The following is a 22,995-nucleotide window of genomic DNA, read 5'->3' on the forward strand; positions in this document are numbered from 1 at the left end:
CGGTCGCGGCCTGGTGCGGCACGCGGGCCGGGCACGACCACCATCTGCCGGCGGCCTCGGAAAGAGCGCGGTCGGTGCCGCTACGGGCGGTTCCGGCCGTGCCACCCCGGGGCCGCCGGGGTGGCCCGCATCGCGAGACACCCCCGTGAGGCCGTTTCGTCGCACGGGGGCCGCTCGCTGCTGTATGGCCACAAGGCGCGGGGTCACACGCCTTGAGCGATCGCTTCCTCCGCGCCCTCAACGCCCTTGATGTCACGCTCGGCCGGTCCCGTGTAGCGAGCGCTGGGCCGAACCAGGCGACCGGTGCGCTTCTGCTCAAGGACGTGGGCCGACCACCCGGCGGTGCGGGCGCAGGTGAACATGGACGTGAACATGCTCGAGGGGATCTGGGCGAAGTCCAGTACCACAGCCGCCCAGTACTCCACGTTGGTCGCCAAGACCCGGTCGGGCTTGCGGGCGTGCAGCTCCTCCAACGCCGCGTTCTCCAGCGCAGCCGCCACCTCGTAGCGCGGGGCGTTGAGTTCCTTGGCGGTCCGGCGCAGCACCCGGGCCCGAGGGTCCTCGGCGCGGTAGACGCGGTGGCCAAAACCCATGAGCCGCTCGCCCTGGTCCAACGCCCGCGACACATAGGTGCGCGCGTCGCCGATGCGCTCGGTCTCGTCGAGCATGTGCAGCACCCGCGCCGGCGCCCCACCGTGCAGCGGTCCCGACATGGCGCCTACGGCGCCCGAGAGCGCGGCGGCGACGTCGGCACCGGTGGAGGCGATGACGCGGGCGGTGAACGTGGAAGCGTTCATGCCATGCTCGGCCGCCGACGTCCAATAGGCGTCCACGGCTTTCACATGCTGGGGATCGGGCTCGCCGCGGAGCTGAATCATGAACCGCTCCACGATGCTCTCCCCCTCCTCGACGCGGCTGCGCGGAACCACCGGCTGGTCACCACGAGCCGATTGGGCGATCACAGAGAGCGCCGCGGAGGCGGAACGGGCGACATTGTCCCGTGCCTCGGCCTCGTCGATGTCGAGCACCGGCTTGAAACCCCACAATGGAGCCAGCGTCGCCAACGTACTCTGAACATCGACACGGACGTCGCCGGTTGAGACCGGCAAGGTGATCGGATCTGCGAAGGGAAGTCCGGGGGTGAAGCTGTTGTCCACCAACAGTCCCCACACGCGCCCGAAGGAGACGTGGCCGACGAGGTTCTCGATGTCGACGCCGCGGTACCGGAGGGAGCCTCCCTCCTTGTCCGGTTCGGCGATCTCGGTCTCGAACGCCACAACTCCTTCGAGCCCGGGTTTGAAGTCCGACATACCGGCTTCCTCCGTCTTCTCGGTCCTTGGAAAGGGTGAAATCCATTGAACCGGTTGGGGATTTTTCGATGACACGCGAGGTGCCCCAATGATCTCGCCGCCAAGTGGCGCTCGCCCCACAGGTCATGTGAGGATGCCCCTTTGTGAACCATTGTGACCCTGCTGGGCTGCGTGAACCTTACGACGGTACGCCGCTGTGCCGTACCGAGCTGTCCCCGCATCCCATGGAGCAGTTTCACACCTGGTTTACACAGGCCCACACGTCGGGTATCCCCGAACCCAATGCGATGGTGGTGGCCACCGTCGAAGCTTCTGGCGCGCCACGCGCTCGCACGGTCCTCCTCAAAGGATACGACGCCTCTGGCCTGCGGTTCTTTACCAGTTACCGGTCACGCAAGGCCCGTGCGCTGGCGGCGTATCCCACAGCCAGTGCCGTGTTCCCGTGGCACCCGATCCAGCGCCAAGTCATCGTCAGTGGCCGTGTCGAAAATCTCACTGACGAAGAAAACGATACGTACTTCGCACAGCGCCCCAGGGGTTCACAAATCGGAGCATGGGCCAGTGAGCACCAGTCCTCCCCCGTAGCCGACCGCGCGGAGTTGGAACGAAGCTACGCGCGCCGCAGCGAGCAGTGGGCCGATACCGCGGAGATTCCCCGTCCCCCCTACTGGGGCGGCTACCGAATCCAGCCGTTGGAGGTCGAGTTTTGGCAGGGGCGCGCTGACCGAATGCACGACCGGTTTCGGTATTGGCTCAGCGAGGGCGAGCCCGCCGACGGAGTCTGGCACCTGGAGCGTCTCTCCCCCTGACGTGCCTTTCAGCAGTTCAGCGCTCCCAAAGACCTGCCGGCCGCCGCTCGGGCGCGGCGCCTGTCCCCGGCTCTGCGTGGCCCCGGCGGTGGAAGCCACGCCAATCCCGGAGGGAACTTTTCCGTCTCACGCTATGATTGGGATATCGGTGGCCGCTCCCGCGGTCGGGCGCACACGACCGGCAAGCGCCGTCCACCCCTGGACGCGCTTTCGGGATGATCCGTGCGCTGGCCCGCTGTTTGAGAGATCCGCCGTTGATAGCTCTCAACCGGGCCCAAGAGGGGAGGGGAGCCTTGACCGCACACGGACTCATTGACACGACGGAGATGTACCTCCGCACGATTTTCGAGCTCGAAGAAGAAGGCATCGTGCCGCTTCGGGCCCGGATCGCGGAGCGACTGCAACAGAGCGGGCCGACTGTCAGCCAGACTGTGGCCCGTATGGAACGCGACGGTCTGCTGCGCGTCGAGAATGACCGCCACCTTGCCATGACCGACGAGGGCCATCGCCTGGCCACTCACGTCATGCGCAAACACCGCCTCGCTGAGCGCCTACTCGTCGACATCATCGCTCTGCCATGGGAGGACGTCCACATCGAGGCGTGCCGCTGGGAGCACGTCATCTCCGAGGCGGTTGAAGAGCGCCTCGTGAGATTGCTGGACGCGCCGCTGGTCTGTCCCCACGGCAACCCCATCCCGGGGTTGGACGAGCTCGGGCTCAAAGACTACGACCCCGAGCCGTTCACCGACGACTCCATCGTCCCTATGGTCGACATCGCCAACGCCACTGAGGTCACCGTCACCGTGCGCCGTATCAGCGAGCAGTTGCAAAGTGACCTGGACGTCATGCTCAGCCTCAAGCGAGCCGGGGTACAACCGGAAAGGGAAGTGACGTTCATCGCGAGCGATGACGGGGTCCGGGTGATGGATGGTACCGGAGAGGACGGTCAGCCCACCGAGCTGCCAAAACAGATCGCTAGCCATATTTTCGTCGCCAAACCGTAAGTTTTACCGAGGCTCGGCAGCCACAGATCGAATGCCGACTTGTTCTGCGGATACGCCGCCACTGTTGCTAATCTCTGGACTCATGGCGTGGGCCGGTCGGCACGAAGCTCATCACGCCCATCGGTCGGGGGCGGTGTGGATCGCGTGGTCATCGTAAATACGGTCCGTGACGGCGAGGTGGCGACTCTATGAAGCGCTCGTGGGAAGCGTTTTACGGCGAAGACGCGCTGCCCGGGACGGAAATCCTGGACAAGGCGCAGCTCGCCATGGTCGTCCTCGACCGCCTCGGTAACCTCCAGTACTGGAACCCTGCCGCAGCGGAACTCTTCGGCAGAACCAACGACCGTGATCTCACCGGCACCCCCTTCCCCCATCTGGGCATCCACGAAGCCGACAGCGAGCTCGCCGCCCAGGTCACTCACCGTGTTCTGCGCGGCGAGAACTGGGAGGGCACCTTCGCCGTCGTCCGCGGCGACGCCAGCCGCATCCACGTGAGCGCCCGCGCCGTACCGCTCAAGAGTTCCGCCGGCGCCGTCGAGGGCTTCCTCCTCTTCGCCCAAGAGGCCATGCGCAACCGCCGCATCGAGGAGCAGTACGGGCTTCTCGACCGCATCGGTAGTCGCCTGTCGAGTTCGCTTGAGTTCGACTCCACCACCAAAGCCGTCGCTGAGACCCTCGTCCCACAGTTCGCCGACCACTGCTTCATCGACCTCTACGACCACGACCGTCTGATCCGGCGGGTATCGGTACACGCCGAGGGGTGGACCCCGCCGCCGGCCACCTGGTACGGCGTTGACGAGGAGGTCCACTATCCCGAAGACCACTTCGTCCATATGGCGATGCTGCGGCTCGACACCGTCTTCATCGGCGACGACGCCCACGCCGTCGACATCGCCGCCGGCGAGCACGACGACCCCGTCTCAGAGCAGCTCGGCGTGACCTCGGCCATCGCGGCTCCGCTCCGCGCCAGGGGCGAACTGTTGGGAGTGCTCACCCTCGCCCTGTCCGGACTCTCAGACCGAGACAAAACCAGCTACGACGGATTCGACCGCGACCTCGTCGGCGCCATCGCCTCCCGCGTCGCCCTGGCCATCGACAACGCTTACCTCTTCGAGGAGGAGCGCAGCACGGCTCTGGCGTTCCAGAACAGTCTGCTGCCCCACAGCTTCCCTCTCTTCGACGGGTTGAGCATCGCGCACCGCTATGTGCCCGTGATGCCCCTCGAAGCCCACGGCCACGGCATCCAGACCCAGGTGGGGGGCGACTTCTACGACGTCATTCCCCTCTCCGCGGGGCGTGTGGGCATTGTCATCGGCGACGTCGAAGGCCGCGGTCCCCACGCCGCCGCCGTCATGGGGCAACTGCGTGCGGCCTTGCGGGCCTTCGCCCAAGCCGATCGCGAACCCGCCGACATCCTGCGCGAACTAGACGAATGGGTGCGCCAGCTCGGGCGTCCCGACCCTAACGGCGACACCTGGGTTCCCAGCGTGAGTTGCCTGTACATGGTCTATGACGCTTGGTCGCGGGAACTGTCCTATGCCAATGCCGGACACCAGGCGCCGCTGCTCATCCACGACGGGCGCGTGGAGGAGTTGGCACTGGAGATCTCCGACATGCTGTTGGGGCTCAAAGTCAAGGGCGCGCCCTATGGCGAGTCCGTTTACCAGCAGGCCACGATGACGCTGCCGCCGGGCGCCACCCTCCTGCTCTACACCGACGGCCTCGTCGACCGCAGACCCGTGGGCGGTGTCGTTGACGTCCGTCGTTCGTTGGCCCACCTCTACGAGCGGGTTCGCGAGGTGGCGAACAAGGACGTCGAGCAGATCGCCGAAGCCGCCGCTGCCGCCGTGCCTGGCGAGATCGAAGACGACACCGCCCTGCTCGTCATACGCTCCCACCCCGAAGAACTCTCCCTGCGGGAGGGGTGGTTCGTGGCCGAGGCTCCCACGGTGGGCGAGTCGCGCCACCTCGCCGCCACGACCTTCGCCGACTGGGGCATGGACCGCGGCCAGGCGGAGCTGGCGTGCCTGCTCGTCTCGGAGATCGTCACCAACGTCGTTATCCACGCCACCCCCCACCCGGTGCGCCGCGACTTCGCCACCGAGACCGACAAGGAAGCCGACGAGACCGACGCCCTCCACGGCATCGACCACAACGGCGGGTTCGACGACTTCGACGAAGACTGGTCCGACCTGCTTGAAGAGGCCCAGGACAGCACCGAGGACGACACCGCCCGCGAGTTCCTGCTGCGACTGCGCCGAGGGGCCAACTCGGTCTGGGTGGAGGTCTTCGACCGCGACCTTCGCCTGCCGCGCATCCGTAGCGCCGGCGCCGACGACGAGGGGGGCCGTGGGCTCTACCTGGTCGACCAGCTCGCCTCGCGGTGGGGGTCACGGCCCACCCCCGACGGCAAGGCCGTGTGGTTCGAGATGCCCATGAACCCCGAATAGTCTCCCGCCGCCCCACCTCGCGCCGATGGTGCCGTCACCGCCAGGACCACGCCCACAGCAGCAGCACCACGAAGATGAAGAACACGACGATCCCGCCAGTGGCCCAGGGGATGTGCACGCGGCGCCGCAGCATGCGCACACCCACGATGAGGAGGATGACCAGCAGGCCGAGGACGATGTAGCCGTCATAGACGCCGGAGGACATGGGCGGGACCTTTCACGCTGCGCACGCCGGATTCGGGGGCGGCGGCTACAGCCCCAGCGAGCGCCCCACGATCTCTTTCATGATCTCGGTTGTACCGCCGAAGATCGATTGCACACGGGCGTCCTGCCAGGCTTTCGCCACCGGGTACTCCATCATGTACCCATACCCCCCGTGCAGTTGTAGGCAACGGTCCATCACCTTATTGGCCAACTCCGTGGTCCACCACTTCGCCTTGGCGGCGTCTTCCACGGTCAGCTCGCCCCGGTTGAGGAGGCCGATCGCCCGGTCCACGTAGGTACGGGCGATATCAGTCTCGGTTGCCAGCTCGGCGAGCACGAAGCGGGTGTTTTGGAAGCTGCCGATGGGGCGGCCGAACGCCGTGCGGTTCTTGCAGTACTCGACCGTGTCGGCCAGCACCCGTTGCGCGCCGGCCACGGCCGAGACCGCGATCGACAGCCGCTCCTGGGGCAGGTTTTCCATCAGGTGGACGAACCCCCGACCCTGGGTGCCGATCAGGTTGGCCGCGGGAACACGGACGTCGGTGAAGGACAGTTCGGCGGTGTCTTGAGCCTTCAACCCGATCTTGGCGAGGTTGCGCCCCCGCTCGAACCCGGGCGTGTCACGCTCCACGGCGAGCAGCGAGATGCCGTGCGCCCCGGCCTCGGGGGCGGTGGTGGCGACCACGATCACGAGGTCGGCGTTGACCCCGTTGGTGATGAAGGTTTTCGCGCCGTTGAGGATGTAATAGTCGCCGTCGCGCACCGCCGTGGTCCGCACATTTTGCAGGTCGCTGCCGGCGCCGGGCTCGGACATGGCGATCGCGGTGATGAGTTCGCCGCTGGCAAAGCCCGGTAGCCAGCGCTGCTGCTGCTCCTCGGTGGTCAGGCCGGTCAGGTACGGCGCCACGACGTCGTTGTGCAGCGCAAAGCCCAGCCCGGAGGCGCCCACGCGACAGATCTCCTCGTCGAGTACGGCGTTGAACCGGAAATCGGTGGTGCCTGAGCCGCCGAACCGCTCTGGCACGCCCAGGCCGAGCAGGCCCACCTCGCCCGCTTTGGCCCACACCTTCCGCGGGACGATCCCCGCTTCCTCCCACTGAGGATGGAACGGCACCACCTCAGCTTCGAGGAAGCGGGCCACCGACTCGCGGAAGAGGTCGTGTTCGGGCTCGAAGATTTCCCGCTGCATCGTTTGGCTCCTTCGCTCGCCGCAGGATGGGGCCGGTTGCGCCGACGCCGCGAAATACACCGTAACCGAATCATGTTCGGGTCGATATGGGACAGCGTGGGGGAAGAGGCAAGGGAGAATGTGCTCTGGTCCAGTCGTGGCGCCGCCGGCGACATTTCCTCACCCCCGGAACCACTGTGGGCAAGCAAAACCGAATATGGTTCGGTTTGACAGGTTGGTTATTCCGCGCTCCTCCAGGAGGACATCGTGACTGAGGCATTCATCGTCGGGGCGGTTCGCACCCCGGTAGGGACCAAGAAGGGCGCGCTGGCCGGAGTCCACCCCGCCGACATGGGCGCCCACGTACTCAAGGAACTCCTCACGCGCACCGGGGTCGACCCCACGGCGGTTGAGGACGTGGTCATGGGCTGCGTGAGCCAGGTCGGCCCGCAGGCACTCGACATCGCCCGCACCGCGTGGCTGTCGGCCGGCCTGCCCGAGACGACCCCCGGCGTGACCGTCGACCGCCAGTGCGGCTCCTCGCAGCAGGCCCTGCACTTTGCTGCCCAAGGCGTGATGTCGGGAACCCAAGACATCGTCGTCGCCGGCGGTGTGGAGAACATGGGCATGGTGCCCATCGGCACCAACGCCAAGTTCGCTCTCGACGCCGGAGTGTCCCTCTACGGCCCGGAGTGGGAGCGCCGCTACGGCACCCAGGAGATTTCGCAGTTCCGCGGCGCCCAGCTCATGTGCGAGAAGTGGGGGCTCAGCCGCGAAGAGCTGGAGAAGTTCGCCCTGGAGAGCCACCGGCGCGCCGCCGCGGCCCTCGACGACGGCCGATTCGACGAGCAGGTGGCCCCACTGGGGGGGCTGGAGCGCGACGAAGGCGTGCGCCCCGACACCTCGCTGGAGGCCATGGCCGAGCTCGCGCCGCTGCGCGAGGGCTGGGACCTCACCGCTGCCGTGGCCAGCCAGGTCTCCGTGGGCGCGGGCGCGCTACTGATCGCCTCCGAACGCGCTGTGGCCGAGCACGGTCTCACGCCGCTGGCGCGGGTCGTGCAGATGGCGGTCGTGGGCGACGACCCGGTTTACATGCTCACCGCTCCCATCCCCGCCACCCAGGTGGCGCTGCGAAAGGCCGGGATGAGCATCGACGACATCGACACCTTCGAGGTCAACGAGGCGTTCGCGCCGGTGCCGCTGGCATGGGCCAGGGAGACCGGCGCCGAGTTGGCCAAGACCAACGTCAACGGCGGCGCCATTGCCCTGGGCCACCCGCTGGGCGCGACCGGCTCCATTCTCATGACCAAGCTCGTCTACGAGTTGCACCGCAGCGCAGGCCGCTACGGCATGCAAGCCATGTGCGAGGGCGGTGGCCAGGCCAACGTCACGATCGTCGAGCGCGTCTGACCCTGCTTGCCCGGTTGTCGGGGTGGACACGAGGGCCGCGCATGTGTGGGGACGGCCGCGCGTCCCTCGACTGCGTCAGGAGGGGGAGCGGCCGAATTCGGCCTCACGGGTGCCCGGCCGTGCGGGCGAGGGTGAGGCCGCGCTGGCAGGGCCGCTCGGCGGTTGCTCGCCAGCCAAAGCCCGCGATGGTGCGGCGACCCCCGGGAAGAGAGAAGGGTCAGGGTCGCCGCACCACCACGAGCGGGCCAGCGCGGTAGGTGAGGGGACACCACCGCGCATCTCCGCACTGGCCCCACCATAACTTGGGAGCGCTCCCAACGTCGATACCCCACAACCGATCCGTTGCAGCACGATTGGCACCGATTGGCATCGATCGTGCGCCGCCGGCTTAAACCTCGCCCCACACTCCGTTGGCCAGGCCGAGCCACTCGGCCAGCCGCTCCAGCTCTGCGCGTAGTTGCTCCCCCGTGCCCGCCGGAGCATCCTCCTCCAGCGTGGTGCGCCGCACGAGCAGTCGACCCGCCCGCCGGTCGGCCTTGAGGTCCACCCGGGCCACGAGCCGATCCCCCAGCAGCAGCGGCAGCACGTAGTAGCCGTAGCGCCGCTTGGGCGCCGGTACGTACAGCTCCACCGTGTGGTGGAACCCGAACAGGTGCTCCACCCGCTCGTGCTCCCAGATCAGCGAGTCGAACGGGCTCAGCAGGGCGCGCGCTTCAACCCGACGTGGCACGCGGGCGTCGCGATGCAGGTAGGCGGGGCGGCGCCACCCCTCGATGCGCACCGGCACCAGCTCACCGGCCTCGACAAGATCGGCGATCGCGGGCCGCGCCTCGCCGGCGCGCAGCCGAAAGTAGTCGCGCAGGCACTTCTCGGTCCCCACGCCGTGGGCGCGGGCGGCGATACGCACCAGTTCGCGGCGGGCCTCGGCGGGTTCGGGATCGGCGGCCTCGTGCACGTCGGCGGGCAGCACCCGCTCGGGCAGGTCATAGCGACGCTCGAACTGGCCGGTGCGGCCGTCGGTGGTGACCTCCCCCGCCCAGAACAAAAACTCCAGTGCCGTCTTGGCCGCCGACCAGTCCCACCACGTCCCCCGGCCGCCGGGGCGCTCGTGCTCCAGGGCGGCCTCGATCTCGCGCGTCGTGGCCGGCCCGATGCGCTCGACCTGCTCGCGCACCCGCTTGACCAGGTGGGGCTGCTCGTCGGCGATGCGCCGGATGTCCGACCACGCCTCGTCGCGCGCCCGTGCCATCCGCCACCGCAGCAGCCGGTGCGTCGCCGGGGGCAGCAGGCTCGCCTCGTGCCCCCAGTACTCCACCAGGCGGCGCTGCCGGCGCCCCGCGGCCCGGTCGAGCAGCCGCGGGTCGTAGTGGCCCAGTCGCGCGTAGACCGGCAGATACTGGCTACGCACCACCACGTTCACGCTGTCGATCTGGATCGCGGCGACCCGGTCGATGACCCGCTGGAGGTGTCGCATGGTCGGTGGCGCCGAGGGGGAACGGTCGGTGAACCCCTGCGCGGCCAGCGCGACGCGGCGCGCCTGGGCGCGCGAGAGCACCGCGTCGCGCCGGGGGTGGGCAGGCGGACCGGAGTCGTACATGCGTACCAACGTATCGTCCCCCGGCCTCGCTTCGGGCCGCGCTCGGCGTCACCGCCCGCCCCGAAGCGGCGGATTCACCCCATCGTGCGGTGGACATCCTCCCGTTGGGAGGGCCCCGGCTCGGCGGGGCCGATGAGTGGTCCCGGAATCGACGGGTCGAGCGTTCCCTCCTCCAACCACGTGTAGTGGTCGTCGAAGACGCGGCGGGCGAGCTTGCCGTCCACGTTGTCGGTGTTGTCCCACATGGCGGTGAACAGGTGATCCACTCGAAGCCGTGACTGGCGGGCGAAGGTGTCGGCCAGCTCATAGGCGCCCTGGGCGCGCTCGGGGCGCTCCTGGCCATCGCTATGGGCGCGCAGCACCACCGAGCTCGTGGCGAACAGTTCGGCGCCGATGTCGACCACCCGCGCCAGGAACGCCTGCTTGGTCTCCAGCGAGCCCTGCCAGCGCGACATCGCATAGAACGTGGAACGGGCCAGCTTGCGGCTGGCGCGCTCCACGAAGCGCAGATGCCGCGCGAGGGGGCCGAATTCCGAGAACGACGACGGGAGCTGGCCCTCGCCCACGACGAGCGTAGGCAGCCACGTGGCGTAGAAGCCGCCCGCCTTGGCCACGGCGCGCACTTTGGCTGAACTGTCGGACTCCGGGTCGATGATGTCGCCGGCCACCGACAGGTGCGCGTCGACGGCCTCGCGCGCGATCAGCAGGTGCATGATCTCGGTGGAGCCCTCGAAGATCCGGTTGATACGCAGGTCGCGCAGCATCTGTTCGGCCGGGATGCCGCGCTCGCCGCGGGCGGCGAGGGAGCCGGCGGTTTCGAAGCCGCGTCCGCCGCGGATCTGCACCAGCTCGTCGGCCACCCGATAGGCCATCTCCGAGGCCCACAGTTTGGCGATGGCGGCCTCGATCCGGATGTCGTTGCGCTCGTCGTCGGCGAGCTGGCTGGCCAGGTCGAGCATGGCTTCCATGGCGTAGGTCGTGGCGGCGATGAACGAGACTTTCTTGGCGATCTCCTCGTGCCGGCCCACAGGCCGCCCCCACTGCACCCGCTCGCGCCCCCACTCGCGGGAGACCTTGGTGGCCCACTTACCGGCGCCCACGCACAGCGCCGGCAGCGAGAGCCGGCCGGTGTTGAGCGTCGACAGCGCGATCTTGAGCCCTTCGCCCTCACGGCCGATCCGGTTCTCAGCGGGCACCCGCACCCGGTGGAAACGGGTGACCCCGTTCTCCAGGCCACGCAGCCCCATGAAGCGGTTGCGGTTCTCGACCGTGATCCCCTCGGCGTCGCCCTCGACCACGAAGGCGGTGACTCCGCCGCGGTGCCCCTCCGCCTTGGGCACGCGCGCCATCACCACCAGCAGGTCGCCCACGACGCCGTTGGTGGTCCACAGCTTCACCCCGTCGAGTAGGTAGGCCGTGCCGTCCTCGGTTGGGGTGGCGGTGGCGCGCAGCCGCGCCGGGTCGCTGCCCACATCGGGTTCGGTGAGCAGGAACGCGCTGATGTCGGTGGTGGCGCAGCGGGGCAGGAAGGCGCGTTTCTGCTCCTCGGTGCCGAACATCTTCAACGGCTGGGGGACCCCGATGGACTGGTGAGCCGACAGCAGCGCTCCGATGGCCGGCGACACCGAGCCCACGAGGGTGAGCGCCTTGTTGTAGTACACCTGGCTCAGCCCGAGCCCGCCGTAGTCCTCGGGGATCTTCATCCCCAGCGCTCCCAGATCCTTGAGGCCGCGGACCACCTCGTCGGGGATGCGCTCCTCGTCCTCGATGCGCTGGGCGTCGATGGTGGCGCAGAAGTCGCGCAACCGGCTCAGGAACGCCTCTCCCGTGGCGACGGCCGTGGCCTCGGGGCGCGGATAGGGGCTGACCAGGTCGAGCCGCAGCCGGCCGAGGTAGAGCTCTTTGCCGAAGCTGGGGCGGCGCCACTGGGTCTCGCGAGCTGCTTCAGCGACTTTGCGTGCCTGCCGTTCGTCCACGTGGCCGGTGGCGGCATCGGGTTCGGTCGCGGTCATCTGCGGATCACCCCCGCAACGGTGAGGACGTGGTTCCAATCACGCCCTTACCCGCTGGTAGCCCTTGCACACGCTTGTCACTGGTGCAGCGGCAGTCGCACCGTGATCGTCGTGCCTTCGCCCGGCGCCGAGGTGATCTCCACATCACCACCGTGCGCTGCGGCGATGGCCTGCACGATCGACAATCCTAGCCCGCTGCCGCCGCCGGGGGAGCGGTTGCCGCGGTAGAAGCGGTCGAACGCGCGGCGCACGTCGTCGGGGCTCATGCCCGGCCCCTGGTCGGTCACGTGCAGTTCGGCGGTGCCGTCGACCTCGACCAGCCGGAACTCCACGGGGGTGGAGCTCTCGGTGTGCTCGCGTACGTTGCCCAGCAGGTTGGCCAGGATCTGGCGGAACCGGGTCTCGTCGACGGCGCACGGCAGACTCTCGGGCGTGGTCACCGTTATGGGGCGATCGGGCTCTACCGCTTCAGCATCGGTCACCATCTCCCGCACCATCTCCGCGAGGTCGCCTTCGGCGATCTGTAGTGACCCGGTACGGTCCAGCCGCGCCAATTCCAGCAGCTCTCCCACCAGCCGGCTCATGCGGGTGGCCTCGCCTTCGACACGGCTCATCGCACCGGGTAGTTCCTCGACGGGGATGGCGCCTTGGCGGTACAGCTCGGTGTAGCCGCGGATCGTCGTCAACGGGGTCCGCAGCTCATGTGAAGCGTCGGCGGCGAAGGCGCGCACACGCTCCTCCGACTCCTGCTGGGCTCGGAAGGACTGTTCGATGCGCCCCAGCATGGTGTTGATCGCCATGCCGAGCCGGCCGACCTCGCTGTAGGGCTCGGCGTCGGGCATCCGGTCGGCCAGGTCAGAGCCGGTGCTGATGCGGTTGGCGGTGGTCGCCATCCGGTCCAGTGGGGCCAGCGCGCGCACGATCAACCACCGTCCGGCCAGCGTCAGCCCACCCAATAACAGGCCGGCGGTAATGAGTTGGGTGAGGACGAGCTGCCACGGGTAAGCCTCGCGGTCGTCGGTGGGGACACCCGCCACCATGATCGAGTCCGGGCGCATCCGAACCGTGGCCCGATGGGGTGGGACGCGGGGGTCGCCGCCGTCGAGCTCGAAGATCTGCTGGGAGCCGGCCAGATTCCGCAGCTCCGGCAGGGGGACGCGCACGATGCGCTCCAGCACGACGTCCTCGCGCAGCGTGTCGCCGTATACCTGGTCGACCTCGCCGGTTTGCGGGTTGAGCAGCACCACGAAGTACGGCGAGGGGCTGGGGGCGTCTATGCCGACCGGAGGGGTGCCGTTGTCCAGGCGCGCCATAGCACGGTCGGCGGTGAGCGCGAGTTGGGCGTCGAGCCGGTCGGTGATGAACGCCCGCAGGGTCAGGAACCCCACCACGCACGTCACGAGCAGTCCGACCCCGGTGACGGCGAGCAGGCCGACCAGCAGACGGGAACGTAGTGATCGCCCTTGCCACATCTCAGCCGTCGTTCTGGGCGCGCAGCGCGTAGCCGACACCGCGCTGGGTGTGGATCAACGGCGGCCCCAGCGGGTCGAGCTTGCGGCGCAGGTAGCTCACATAGGTCTCGACGATCTGCGACTGTCCCGCGTAGTCCCAGCCCCACACGTTTTCCAGCAGTTGTGCCCGGCTCAGTACCTGCCCGGCGTTGCTCATCAGGTAGGCCAACAGTCGAAACTCGGTGGGGGAGAGGTCGATGGGGGTGCCCGCCCGCCGCACCGTCCAGGTGCGCTCGTTGAGTTCCAGGTCAGAGACGCGCAGCACCCCTTCGTTTTCGGGGCCCGCCGCCGTGGCCGCGTCGCGCTGGGTGCGGCGCAGCAGCGCGCGGATACGCGCGATCAGCGCCTCGACCGAGAAGGGTTTGGTGACGTAGTCGTCGCCGCCGAGCGAGAGCCCGGTGACGGTGTCGGATGGGGTGTCGCGCGCTGTGAGGTATATGACGGGCACGTTGTCGTGCCCTTCGCGCAGTTGCCGACACACGTCAAAGCCGTTGACATCGGGGAGCAGCACATCGAGCACGATGAGGTCCGGCCGGTGGGAGCGTGCGGAGGACAGCCCTTCGCTGCCGGTCTCGGCCGTGCTGACGGTGAAACCGTGGAAGCGTAGGGCGGCTTGGACGAGATCACGAATATTGGGCTCGTCGTCGATCACGAGCACGTGCGGCTGTGCCGCGGTCTCGCTCATTGATCACCTCGCGGTGCTCGAAGAAACCTGCCCAGGGGCGTCATAGCAGTGCCGATACCGCTACGGCCCGCCCTCCCCATGATGCCGCAGATGACGGGGATGGCGGCGCGCGCCAGAGCCGCCATCCCCGTGAAGCCGCCCCGGCGCCGCGCTCATGCGGGCGCGTCGCGCGTGAACGGCGGTGGACCCATCGGCCCCTCCGCCCGGGCGGACCGGACAATACGCTCGGGCGGACATCCCTGTGGCGGCCCGCTGTCGGGGGGCAGTTGACCGACCACATACATGAAACATTTTCATTCTTAACTGTTGCCTGGTCATAGCTGGGAAAACCCTGAGTCTGCATCTGTTATGAGATGAGATTAATGTCCTTTATTGCATTTTGTGAGTAAAATATTACGCTGAGAATTTTCTTCGTCGCACGTGAACCATCATCGCCCCCCGATCATCTAACTCATAGCGACTACAAGAGCCCTTCGTGTGCCAGGAGTCGTGCAGGGGTCCTTGGCGTGGAGGACGGCCATGCCAAGGACCCGCCTAGGCGCATGCGGCGGTGTGGCACCCACGATGTCCCCACCAAGCGCTAGCCTGGCGTTGTGCGAGTGGCGACGTGGAATGTGAACAGCGTGCGGGCGCGCGCCGACCGGATCGCGGCCTGGCTGCAACGCAGCGACATCGACGCGGTGGCCCTACAAGAGACCAAGTGCCGCGACGACCAGTTCCCTGCGCAGGTCTTCCGTGACCTGGGCTACGAGGTAGCCCACCACGGTCTCTCGCAGTGGAACGGGGTCGCCATCGCCTCCCGCGTAGGCCTCGACGATGTCACCATCGGCTTCCCCGGACAGCCCGGCTGGGGCGAGCCACCCGAACCCGAGGCGAGAGCCGTCGCGGCCACCTGCGGCGGGCTGCGTATGTGGAGCCTCTACATCCCCAACGGGCGCGAGATCGACGACCCGCACTACACCTACAAACTGCAATGGCTCGACCGGCTGCGCGCCGCGGGCGAGTCCTGGCTCAGCGCCGACCCCGCGGCCCGCATCGCCCTGTGCGGTGACTTCAACATCGCCCCCCAAGACGACGATGTCTGGGACATGGCCGAGTTCGAGGGCAAAACCCACGTCACCAAGCCCGAGCGCGACGCCTTCCAGGCCATGGTCGAAAGCGGGTTCACCGACGTGGTGCGCCCCCACGCCCCCGGCCCCGGCGTCTACACCTACTGGGACTACAAAGGTCTGTCGTTTCCCAAGCGCAAAGGCATGCGCATCGACTTTGTCCTCGCTTCGCCGGCCCTCGCCCCTCAGGTGAGTGCCGCCTACGTCGACCGGGAGGAACGCAAAGGCAAGGGAGCCTCCGACCACGCCCCGGTCATCGTCGAACTCGCCTCCCCCTGAGCGGCGCCCGCACCGCTTCGTCCGCGTGGCCACAGCCGACGCGCAACAAAGGCGCGGTAGGGCCCACAATGGGCGGGTAGTGGGTAGCGTAGGCAGGCGTGAGCCACACATCCGCCCCGCAGATCGCGGTGTTCGGTAGCGTCAACATGGATCTCGTCGCCTACGTCGACACCGCGCCGGCGCGGGGCGAGACCGTGACCGGCACCCACTTCTCCCAGATCCCCGGCGGTAAGGGAGCCAACCAGGCGGTTGCCGCGGCGCGCGCCGGTGGTGAGGCCGCCTTCCTCGGCGCCGTCGGCGACGATGCCTTCGGCCCCCACCTGCGTGCCGCCCTAGCCGACTCCGGCGTCGACGTGACCGGACTGCACACGGTCTCCGGTCCCTCGGGAGTGGCCCATATCGTCGTCGAAAACGACGGGTCCAACTCCATCATCGTCATCCCCGGTGCCAACGGCACGGTGACCGGCCTGCGCGAGGGGGACACCGCCCTCATCGCGGGCAGCGACGCCCTCCTGTTGCAATTCGAGTTGCCTATGGCGGGCGTGGTCGCGGCGGCGACCGCGGCGCGGGCGGCCGGCGTGCCCACCGTCCTCACCCCCGCACCGGCGCGCCAACCCCCCGAGGAGCTGTGGGAGGCAGTCGATGTGATCGTGCCCAATCAGCACGAGGCCGCCGCCATCACCGGCGAGAGCGACCCGCGCTCGGCCCTGGCGGCACTGCTGCGCCGCGTGCCCGAAGCCGTCATCACGCTCGGCGAGGAAGGCGCGCTCCACGGCAGCCGGGAGCAGCGGCCCATCCATGTCCCCGCCGCCCAGGTGCGGGCGGTCGACACCACCGCGGCGGGCGATACGTTCTGCGGAGCGTTCGCGGTGGCCCGCGCCGAAGGCGCCGCGGTCGAGGAGGCGCTGCGGTTCGCCACTGCGGCGGCGCTGCTGGCGGTGGGGCGCGAGGGCGCCAGTACGTCCATGCCTACACGCGGCGAGATCGAGGCGGCGCTCGCGTCGTCACCTCCGGGGAGGGCCGTCGGCTAGGTTGTTGTTTTTGGAAGGGCGGCGAGGGCGGTCGGTGGGCGAAAACGGGGGGAGCGCGTGCGCTGCCGCCCCGCAGACGGGCGAGATCGCGCAGTGATCAAGGCACGAGCCGACGGAGAACACCCCCACAGCCCCCACACCCCAGCCGTCCGAAAACAGAACCGCTAGGCCGGCTCGGCCGCGTCCTACAGCCGGTTTTTCCGCGACGGTGTCGATCTGGTGACCGACCACTCGGCCCTCTCCGTGCACCGGGCCATCGTCACCGGCCTCCGAAATTCCACAAAGTGGAGCCGGCCGTTGGCCGGGTCGATGTTTCCCCAGGTCTGGCGGTCGAGACCGGCCCACTTTGGACTCAGTGGTGATCCTCGCCACGCGAGTGGGGGCGGTTGGAGTGAACCGTCGTGCCGCGCGGCCGTTCCCGGCGTGCGGCCTGGGGCCATCAGCGGACAGGGTTTACAGCAGGCCCTTATTGCACTACATACGATATGTCCGTTATTGCAATGTGATGAACGGTGAACCCCGGCGATAGCCGGACTCCTCCCGTTGCCCACATGTCCCTTCCCGCGACGAGGACGCCCGTATGCCAGGTCCCCACCGGGCCGACGGTCCGACCCGCACCCAGCGGCTGCACGCCCGACAGCGCCGCCGCCGACGCCGCCTCATCGGCTTCGCCGCGAGCACCCTCACCGTCGCCGGCCTCACCACAGCGGTGGTGACGCTAGGCCCAGACATCGCGCCCCCCACTCCGCACGTGGAAGTGGCCCAAGCCCCCGCCAGCACCCAAGAACTCAGCGACACCTCAGCCACCGGGCCGCACACCCCCTCCCCCGCACCCTCGATCACCGCCCCCGAAGAGCCCGCGCGCGCCGAGTTCAGCGCCTTCGCCACCACCTCCAGCCGGCCAGGGGCAGCCACCCGCGACCGCCCCGGCCCCGCCGTCCCTACCTCCCCCGCCGACCCGGCACCCTCCGGAGCCGCCGACGCCGCCGGCACGGAGGACACCCGCAGCGAGGAGACCAACGACACCCGCAGGCGCGAGCCCAGCGCCGGCCCTACCGGCACAACACCGGCCCAGTCCGCCCGGGCCTCCCCGACTCAAGGCGCGCCTTCCCCGTCGGCCACGCCGCAGCCCACCCCCTCGCAGCCGGGGCCACCCGAGCCGCCCTCGCCCAGCACGGCCCCCTCACCCACGCCCATCCCCTCAGCTTCGCCCACCGCCGCGCCGACTTCAGCCGCGCCGACCAGTTGAGCTCGTCCGCCGCCTACATCTGTTGCGGCGCCCGCACCCCGAGCAGTTCCAGGCCCTGCACGAGAGTGCGCAGCGTAGCGGCGGTCAACGCCAGCCGAGAGTCCCGCACCTGCTCCTCCTCTGCCCGCAGCACCGGGCAGTGCTCATAGAACGAGGTGAACGCCTGAGCCAGATCGAACAGGTAGCTGCACAGCCGGTGCGGTTCCAGTTCGTCACCGACCTGGGCCACGGTCGGCCCGAAGCCCAACAGCGTCAGCGCGAGCGTCCGCTCAGTGGAATGGCCGATATTGATGTCGCCGGTGGCGTCCTCAGGCGAGATCCCCCCCTTGCGGAAGATCGAACGGATGCGCGCCACCGCGTATTGCTGGTAGGGGCCGGTATTGCCGTTGAGGGCCAGCATCCGGTCGAAGTCGAAAACGTATTCGCTGTCGTGGGCCACCGAAAGGTCGGCGTACTTCACCGCGCCGATCCCCACGTCTTGGGCGATCTCATCGCGGGTCGCGGCGTCGAGGTCGGGCCGGGTCTCGGCCACCACCGCGGCGGCGCGCTCGATCGCCTCGTCCAACAGCGCCATCAGCCGCAGCGACCGTCCGCTGCGGGTACGCAGGATCTTGCCGTCCTCTCCCAGCACGTTGCCGATCTGCACGTGGGTGGGCACCACATGGTCGGGGAGCCAGCCGGCCTCCCGCGCGCTGGCGTAGACCATCCGCAGGTGCAGGTTCTGCGGCGCGCCGACCACGTAGATGATGCGGTCGGCCTTCAACTCCTCGACCCGGTATTTCAACGTGGCCAGATCGGTGGTGCCGTAGCCGTACCCGCCGTCGCTTTTGCGGATGATCAGCGGGACGGGCCTGCCCTCCCGGCCAGTGAACTCGTCCAAGAACACGCACAGCGCGCCGTCGCTGACCTGCGCGATGCCCTTGGCCTCCAGCTCGTCGCAGACCGCGCCGAGCATGTCGTTATAGCTGCTCTCCCCGGCGAGGTCAGCGTCGGTGAGGGTGACCCCGAGCTTGGCGTAGACCTTGTTGAAGTAGACCTTGGAGAAGTCCACCAGCTCGCGCCACAACCGCAGCGTTGCGGGATCGCCGCGCTGCAACGCGACCACCCGGGCGCGGGAGCGCGCGGCGAAGTCCGACACCGGGCCAGGGCCGCCGGCCTGCGCCGCCTCCTCGGCAGCGTCGAACTTGGCCCGCGCCGCCTGGTAGAAGGCGTTGGGGTCGCTCTTGAGCAACTCGGCCTCAGCGGAGTCCTCACCAACGTCGAGCAGGTGCTCGATGAGCATCCCGAACGGGGTGCCCCAGTCGCCGATGTGGTTCTGCCGGATCACGTTGTGCCCCAGAAACTCCAGGGTGCGGGCCAGAGTGTCGCCCACCACCGTGGTACGCAAGTGCCCGACGTGCATCTCCTTGGCCACGTTGGGAGCGGAATAGTCAATGGGGATGTTCTGACGCTCCTGCTCGGGCACCCCCAGCCGGGGGTCATCCAGCAACTGCCGGGCCTGGGCCGCGATCCAGTCGTCGCGCAGCGTCAGGTTGATGAAACCCGGCCCGCTGACCTCGACCTCTCGGCACATGTCCCCGATGTCCAGGCAGTTCACGATCTCGGTGGCGACCTCGCGCGGCTTTCGCCCCACTCGCTTGGCCAGCGCCAGCGGCGCGTTGCACTGGAAGTCGGCGAACTGGGAGGGACGGATGACAGGGTCGGCGTCGGCGAAATCGTCGCCCAACGCGGCGCCGAGCGCCGCCTGGACCCGTTGGGAGAGGACGTGTTGCGGATCGGTCATAGCAGAAAGCCTACCGACGGGCCATGCCGCTCCCGTCCCACCAGCGCGAACGGTGCTTTAGCCCTCCTCTGCCGCTCCGCGCCGGTGCCGCCATGCCGGGGCCCGACCGGTCGTGCCCAACCGGCGGCGCACCTGGTCGACGATCCGGCCGGTGACAAGGTCGCGCGCGAGCAGACAGGCGCGTTCGACGCCATAAGCGTGACTGTCGCCATGAGCGATGACGACCGTGCCGTTGAGCCCAAGCAGCACGGCGCCGCCATAACTCTCGCTGTCGAACCGCTTGTGCAGCCCCCGCAGCGACCGACGCTGCAACAGTGCCCCTGTCTTGGCCAGCATTCCCGAGGTCAGTGCCGACCGCACCTCGTCGATGGTGAACCGCACCGCGCCCTCCACCGACTTCAGCGCGACGTTACCGGTGAAGCCGTCGGTGACGACCACATCGACGTGCCCCGCCAGCAGGTCATGGCCCTCGATGTTGCCGCGGAAATTCAACGGCGGTTGGCTGTCGGTCACGCTCGCCAGCAGTTCGGCGGCCTTGCGGACCAGTTTGTTGCCCTTCCCCGGTTCCGAGCCGATAGTGAGCAACCCCACGCGCGGCTCGGTCACCCCATAGGCGGTGTGGGCGTAGGCCGCGCCCAAGTGGGCGAACTGCACCAGCATTTCGGGCTTTGCGTCGGCGTTGGCTCCGGCGTCCAGCAGGATCGTGGGCACGGGGCCGGTGGGCAGCGCCACGGCCAGAGCGGGACGCAACACGCCCGGCTGGGCACGCAGCCGGACTGTGGAGGTCGCCACGACGCCTCCCGTCGTGCCCGCCGAGACCAGCGCGTTCGCCTCGCCCTGCCGGATCAGCTTGCACGCCACAGCCACGCTGGAACGGGGCCGTCGCCAACTGGCCAGCGCCCCTTCGTGCATAGCCAGCGAATCCTCGGCATGGGCCACCGAGATCTCTCGGGTGGCGTTAGCCGCGGCCAGATGGGCGGCGACCTCGGGGCCACGGCCCACCAGCACCACACGTAGGCCGTGCTCGCGGTGGGCGCGTACGGCTCCGCTGACGATCTCGTCCGGAGCGTGGTCCCCTCCCATGGCATCGACCGCGATCACGGGGGGCGCGCTGGTCATGAGGCTCCTAGGTGTCAAAGCGGGGCGGCTCCGTGCCGCGATACGCAGTCATCGGTGACCAATGGCAACCCCACGGTGTAGCCACCGCGCGATCACTGTCGAGCGTCAGGCTATGCCGCCCACCGGGACACCCTGCCACTCTCGCCGCCATGACCACCAGGTCAGCGCCAGAACCGGAAAGAGTAAGTGAAATCTTCGCAGATCGGGGTATACCCGCCTCCCCGGCATGGCTCATGATGTCTTCGCGCCAGACCGGCCTATAACCGCATTGTTGGCGTTCGGGCGGTTTTCGATGGTGGCCACCACCGAAAACCGTCATTGAGGGCTGCCCGGCCGCACCCCCAACGGCCGGCTTATCTGAAAGGAGAGGCGTGAGCTTGACGCACGACGCGGCACTGTCCCCATCCGCCGGACGTCGGTTCCGTGCCTACACCGCCAAGCATCTCGACGAATTGACGGCACGCGCGGGGCTCAGTGACAACGAACGGCTCGCGATCCGCGCGGTGGCAACCGTGCTCCCCTTCCGCGTCAACAGTTACGTCATTGATGAGCTAATCGATTGGTCGGCGGCCCCCGACGATCCGATCTACCGCTTGACGTTTCCCCAAGCCGACATGCTGCCGCAATCCGATGTCGCCCGCATGGCCGACCTCCTTCGCCAGGGCGCCTCCCGCAGCGAGATCAACCGGGCCGCCAACGAGGTGCGCGCTCGACTCAACCCCCATCCCGCGGGGCAGATGGAGCTCAACGTGCCTTCATCGGCCGGGGCGGACCCTCTGGAGGGTATGCAGCACAAGTACCCCGAAACCGTGCTGTTCTTCCCTAAACAGGGCCAGACTTGCCATGCCTACTGCACGTACTGTTTCCGCTGGGCCCAGTTCGTCGGCGAGCCAGATCTGAAGTTCGCCTCTGGCGAGGTCGACCACCTCGTGGCCTACCTGCGCCGCCATCCCGAAGTCACCAGTGTCCTGTTCACCGGCGGCGACCCCATGATCATGGGGGAGGGGGTCCTCTCGCGCTACGTCGAGCCGCTGCTGGAGATCGAAACCCTGGAGTCGATCCGGATCGGCACGAAAGCCCTCGCCTATTGGCCGCAGCGTTTCGTCACCGACCCTGACGCCGACGAGACGCTACGGCTGTTCGAGAGGGTCGTCGCCTCGGGCAAGAACCTCGCGTTCATGGCCCACTTCTCCCATCCAGCCGAGATGCGGTCCGACCTGGTGCACGAGGCGGTTCGGCGCATCCGCGACACCGGCGCGGTCATCCGCACCCAGGCGCCGCTGATCCGCACCATCAACGACAGCGCGGCGACCTGGGCCGAGATGTGGCGTACCCACGTGCGCTCGGGCATGGTGCCGTACTACATGTTTGTCGAGCGCGACACCGGGCCGCAGGACTACTTCGCGGTGCCGCTCGCGCGCGCCTACGAGATCTTCCGCGACGCCTACGCCGGCGTTTCGGGACTGGCCCGCACCGTACGCGGCCCGTCGATGTCGGCCACCCCCGGCAAGGTCTGCGTCGACGGAGTTACCGAGGTCGCCGGCGAGAAGGTGTTCGTGCTCCACCTCATCCAAGCGCGCGACCCCGACCTGGTAGGCCGCCCCTTCTTCGCCAAGTACGACGAGAAGGCAGTGTGGCTGTTCGACCTGGAACCCGCGTTGGGAGCCACCCACTTCCCGTACGAGGCAGCCCCGCCTGAGGACCCCTCCGGTCTCGTTGCCGGTTCCGCCAACCTCTAGCGTCCCAGTCCTTTAGCACCATGGCGCCGTGCCGGGGCCGCCGCCCCGGCAGTCCCGGCACGGCCAAGTGAAAAGCCTCAGCCCCTACCATCCGGCCCTCCTGTAAGGAAGATCGCGTCTAGATTGCGGTGATCGGAGACGAGAATCCGCTGGTAAGAGGGTTGGTAAGAGGAGCGGGGTTCGCGGGCGGTGTTGGCCGCTGGGGGGTGGGGGTGGCGACGTGGGGCGGCGAGGGCAAGCGGTGGGTGGGGTGGTTGGGGTATCGGTGCTGTGCGTTGGGGGTGCCGGTGGCGACGTTAGGCGGCGAAGGCGGCCGGTGGGTGAGGGGTGGCGGGGTGGTGATCGCCCGTGGGGGTGCTGGTGGCGAGGACGGCTAGTGGCTGGGGCCTCGTTGTCGGCGCTGCCGATTTGGGCTGGGGTGGGGCAGTAGGGCGGTCGACAGATGGGGGGTGTCTCGCATAGTAAGACGGCGGGGGCGGGAGGTGCGCTCAGTGGTGGGGGCAGCGCAACACTGGGCGTGCGAACA

At 68.5% G+C, this 22,995-nt stretch carries 17 protein-coding genes; 8 read left to right on the forward strand and 9 right to left on the reverse strand.

Annotation, left to right across the window (positions count from 1 at the left end; translation table 11 throughout):
* Window positions 1-203: 203 nt before the first annotated feature.
* Window positions 204-1,310 carry a citrate synthase 2 gene (locus ABD848_RS20480; RefSeq protein ID WP_344975147.1) on the reverse strand — a complete coding sequence of 369 codons (1,107 nt, stop codon included), beginning with the start codon at window positions 1,308-1,310 and terminating at the stop codon, window positions 204-206.
* A gap of 143 nt (window positions 1,311-1,453) precedes the next feature.
* Between ABD848_RS20480 and pdxH the strand changes: the two genes are divergently transcribed.
* From pdxH to ABD848_RS20495, 3 genes are all read left to right on the forward strand, one after another.
* Window positions 1,454-2,119, forward strand: coding sequence for a pyridoxamine 5'-phosphate oxidase (pdxH, locus tag ABD848_RS20485; protein WP_344975150.1), 666 nt, complete (start codon window positions 1,454-1,456; stop codon window positions 2,117-2,119).
* 293 nt (window positions 2,120-2,412) lie between these two features.
* Entirely contained in the window at window positions 2,413-3,123 is a 711-nt protein-coding gene (locus ABD848_RS20490) for a metal-dependent transcriptional regulator (RefSeq protein WP_344975153.1), read from the forward strand.
* Window positions 3,124-3,311: 188 nt separating this feature from the next.
* Window positions 3,312-5,573 (forward strand): ATP-binding SpoIIE family protein phosphatase, encoded by a 2,262-nt coding sequence (locus ABD848_RS20495; RefSeq protein WP_344975156.1) that lies wholly within the window; start codon window positions 3,312-3,314, stop codon window positions 5,571-5,573.
* A 34-nt stretch (window positions 5,574-5,607) separates the two neighbouring features.
* On the opposite strand, the gene ABD848_RS20500 is transcribed toward ABD848_RS20495, so the two are convergent.
* Window positions 5,608-5,778 carry a hypothetical protein gene (locus ABD848_RS20500; RefSeq protein ID WP_344975158.1) on the reverse strand — a complete coding sequence of 57 codons (171 nt, stop codon included), beginning with the start codon at window positions 5,776-5,778 and terminating at the stop codon, window positions 5,608-5,610.
* Window positions 5,779-5,823: 45 nt separating this feature from the next.
* Complete coding sequence (locus tag ABD848_RS20505) at window positions 5,824-6,966, reverse strand: acyl-CoA dehydrogenase family protein (protein WP_344975161.1); 1,143 nt, start codon at window positions 6,964-6,966, stop codon at window positions 5,824-5,826.
* Between the two features lie 246 nt (window positions 6,967-7,212).
* Here ABD848_RS20505 and ABD848_RS20510 point away from each other — a divergent pair, with 246 nt between their 5' ends.
* A complete protein-coding gene (locus ABD848_RS20510; protein ID WP_344975164.1) occupies window positions 7,213-8,355 on the forward strand; it encodes an acetyl-CoA C-acetyltransferase in 1,143 nt (380 codons plus the stop codon).
* 388 nt (window positions 8,356-8,743) lie between these two features.
* Here ABD848_RS20510 and ABD848_RS20515 read toward each other — a convergent pair whose 3' ends face one another.
* From ABD848_RS20515 to ABD848_RS20530, 4 genes are all read right to left on the reverse strand, one after another.
* The gene (locus ABD848_RS20515) at window positions 8,744-9,952 is read right to left on the reverse strand and encodes a winged helix-turn-helix domain-containing protein (RefSeq protein WP_344975167.1); all 1,209 of its coding nucleotides are present in this window, start codon (window positions 9,950-9,952) and stop codon (window positions 8,744-8,746) included.
* Window positions 9,953-10,026: 74 nt separating this feature from the next.
* A complete protein-coding gene (locus ABD848_RS20520) occupies window positions 10,027-11,964 on the reverse strand; it encodes an acyl-CoA dehydrogenase family protein (protein WP_344975170.1) in 1,938 nt (645 codons plus the stop codon).
* Between the two features lie 77 nt (window positions 11,965-12,041).
* Window positions 12,042-13,436, reverse strand: coding sequence for a sensor histidine kinase (locus ABD848_RS20525; protein WP_344975173.1), 1,395 nt, complete (start codon window positions 13,434-13,436; stop codon window positions 12,042-12,044).
* Between the two features lies 1 nt (window position 13,437).
* On the reverse strand, window positions 13,438-14,160 hold the full coding sequence (locus ABD848_RS20530; RefSeq protein WP_344975177.1) for a response regulator transcription factor: 723 nt from the start codon (window positions 14,158-14,160) through the stop codon (window positions 13,438-13,440).
* Window positions 14,161-14,759: 599 nt separating this feature from the next.
* Here ABD848_RS20530 and ABD848_RS20535 point away from each other — a divergent pair.
* The 3 genes from ABD848_RS20535 (at window position 14,760) to ABD848_RS20545 (ending at window position 17,828) form a co-directional block, all read left to right on the forward strand.
* The gene (locus ABD848_RS20535) at window positions 14,760-15,548 is read left to right on the forward strand and encodes an exodeoxyribonuclease III (protein ID WP_425567628.1); all 789 of its coding nucleotides are present in this window, start codon (window positions 14,760-14,762) and stop codon (window positions 15,546-15,548) included.
* A gap of 98 nt (window positions 15,549-15,646) precedes the next feature.
* A complete protein-coding gene (locus ABD848_RS20540; RefSeq protein WP_344975182.1) occupies window positions 15,647-16,579 on the forward strand; it encodes a ribokinase in 933 nt (310 codons plus the stop codon).
* A 580-nt stretch (window positions 16,580-17,159) separates the two neighbouring features.
* Window positions 17,160-17,828, forward strand: coding sequence for a hypothetical protein (locus ABD848_RS20545; protein WP_344975184.1), 669 nt, complete (start codon window positions 17,160-17,162; stop codon window positions 17,826-17,828).
* A gap of 13 nt (window positions 17,829-17,841) precedes the next feature.
* On the opposite strand, the gene argS is transcribed toward ABD848_RS20545, so the two are convergent.
* Both argS and plsX read right to left on the reverse strand, forming a co-directional pair.
* Window positions 17,842-19,611, reverse strand: coding sequence for an arginine--tRNA ligase (argS, locus tag ABD848_RS20550; protein WP_344975187.1), 1,770 nt, complete (start codon window positions 19,609-19,611; stop codon window positions 17,842-17,844).
* 57 nt (window positions 19,612-19,668) lie between these two features.
* Window positions 19,669-20,730, reverse strand: a complete 1,062-nt coding sequence (gene plsX / locus ABD848_RS20555) for a phosphate acyltransferase PlsX (protein WP_344975190.1) — start codon at window positions 20,728-20,730, stop codon at window positions 19,669-19,671.
* Window positions 20,731-21,101: 371 nt separating this feature from the next.
* Here plsX and ABD848_RS20560 point away from each other — a divergent pair, with 371 nt between their 5' ends.
* Window positions 21,102-22,469 carry a KamA family radical SAM protein gene (locus ABD848_RS20560; RefSeq protein WP_344975192.1) on the forward strand — a complete coding sequence of 456 codons (1,368 nt, stop codon included), beginning with the start codon at window positions 21,102-21,104 and terminating at the stop codon, window positions 22,467-22,469.
* The last annotated feature ends 526 nt before the right edge of the window (window positions 22,470-22,995 follow it).

Source organism: Salinactinospora qingdaonensis, assembly GCF_039539445.1.
In the GTDB taxonomy this organism is placed as follows: domain Bacteria; phylum Actinomycetota; class Actinomycetes; order Streptosporangiales; family Streptosporangiaceae; genus Salinactinospora; species Salinactinospora qingdaonensis.

What these genes read in the sequence shown, in the direction of transcription:
- ABD848_RS20515 (WP_344975167.1), bottom strand. Translation starts at nt 9,952, where the DNA reads ATGTACGACTCCGGTCCGCCTGCCCACCCCCGGCGCGACGCGGTGCTC.
- ABD848_RS20495 (WP_344975156.1), top strand. Translation starts at nt 3,312, where the DNA reads ATGAAGCGCTCGTGGGAAGCGTTTTACGGCGAAGACGCGCTGCCCGGG.
- argS (WP_344975187.1), bottom strand. Translation starts at nt 19,611, where the DNA reads ATGACCGATCCGCAACACGTCCTCTCCCAACGGGTCCAGGCGGCGCTC.
- ABD848_RS20545 (WP_344975184.1), top strand. Translation starts at nt 17,160, where the DNA reads ATGCCAGGTCCCCACCGGGCCGACGGTCCGACCCGCACCCAGCGGCTG.
- ABD848_RS20525 (WP_344975173.1), bottom strand. Translation starts at nt 13,436, where the DNA reads ATGTGGCAAGGGCGATCACTACGTTCCCGTCTGCTGGTCGGCCTGCTC.
- ABD848_RS20505 (WP_344975161.1), bottom strand. Translation starts at nt 6,966, where the DNA reads ATGCAGCGGGAAATCTTCGAGCCCGAACACGACCTCTTCCGCGAGTCG.
- ABD848_RS20520 (WP_344975170.1), bottom strand. Translation starts at nt 11,964, where the DNA reads ATGACCGCGACCGAACCCGATGCCGCCACCGGCCACGTGGACGAACGG.
- ABD848_RS20500 (WP_344975158.1), bottom strand. Translation starts at nt 5,778, where the DNA reads ATGTCCTCCGGCGTCTATGACGGCTACATCGTCCTCGGCCTGCTGGTC.
- plsX (WP_344975190.1), bottom strand. Translation starts at nt 20,730, where the DNA reads ATGACCAGCGCGCCCCCCGTGATCGCGGTCGATGCCATGGGAGGGGAC.
- ABD848_RS20480 (WP_344975147.1), bottom strand. Translation starts at nt 1,310, where the DNA reads ATGTCGGACTTCAAACCCGGGCTCGAAGGAGTTGTGGCGTTCGAGACC.
- ABD848_RS20530 (WP_344975177.1), bottom strand. Translation starts at nt 14,160, where the DNA reads ATGAGCGAGACCGCGGCACAGCCGCACGTGCTCGTGATCGACGACGAG.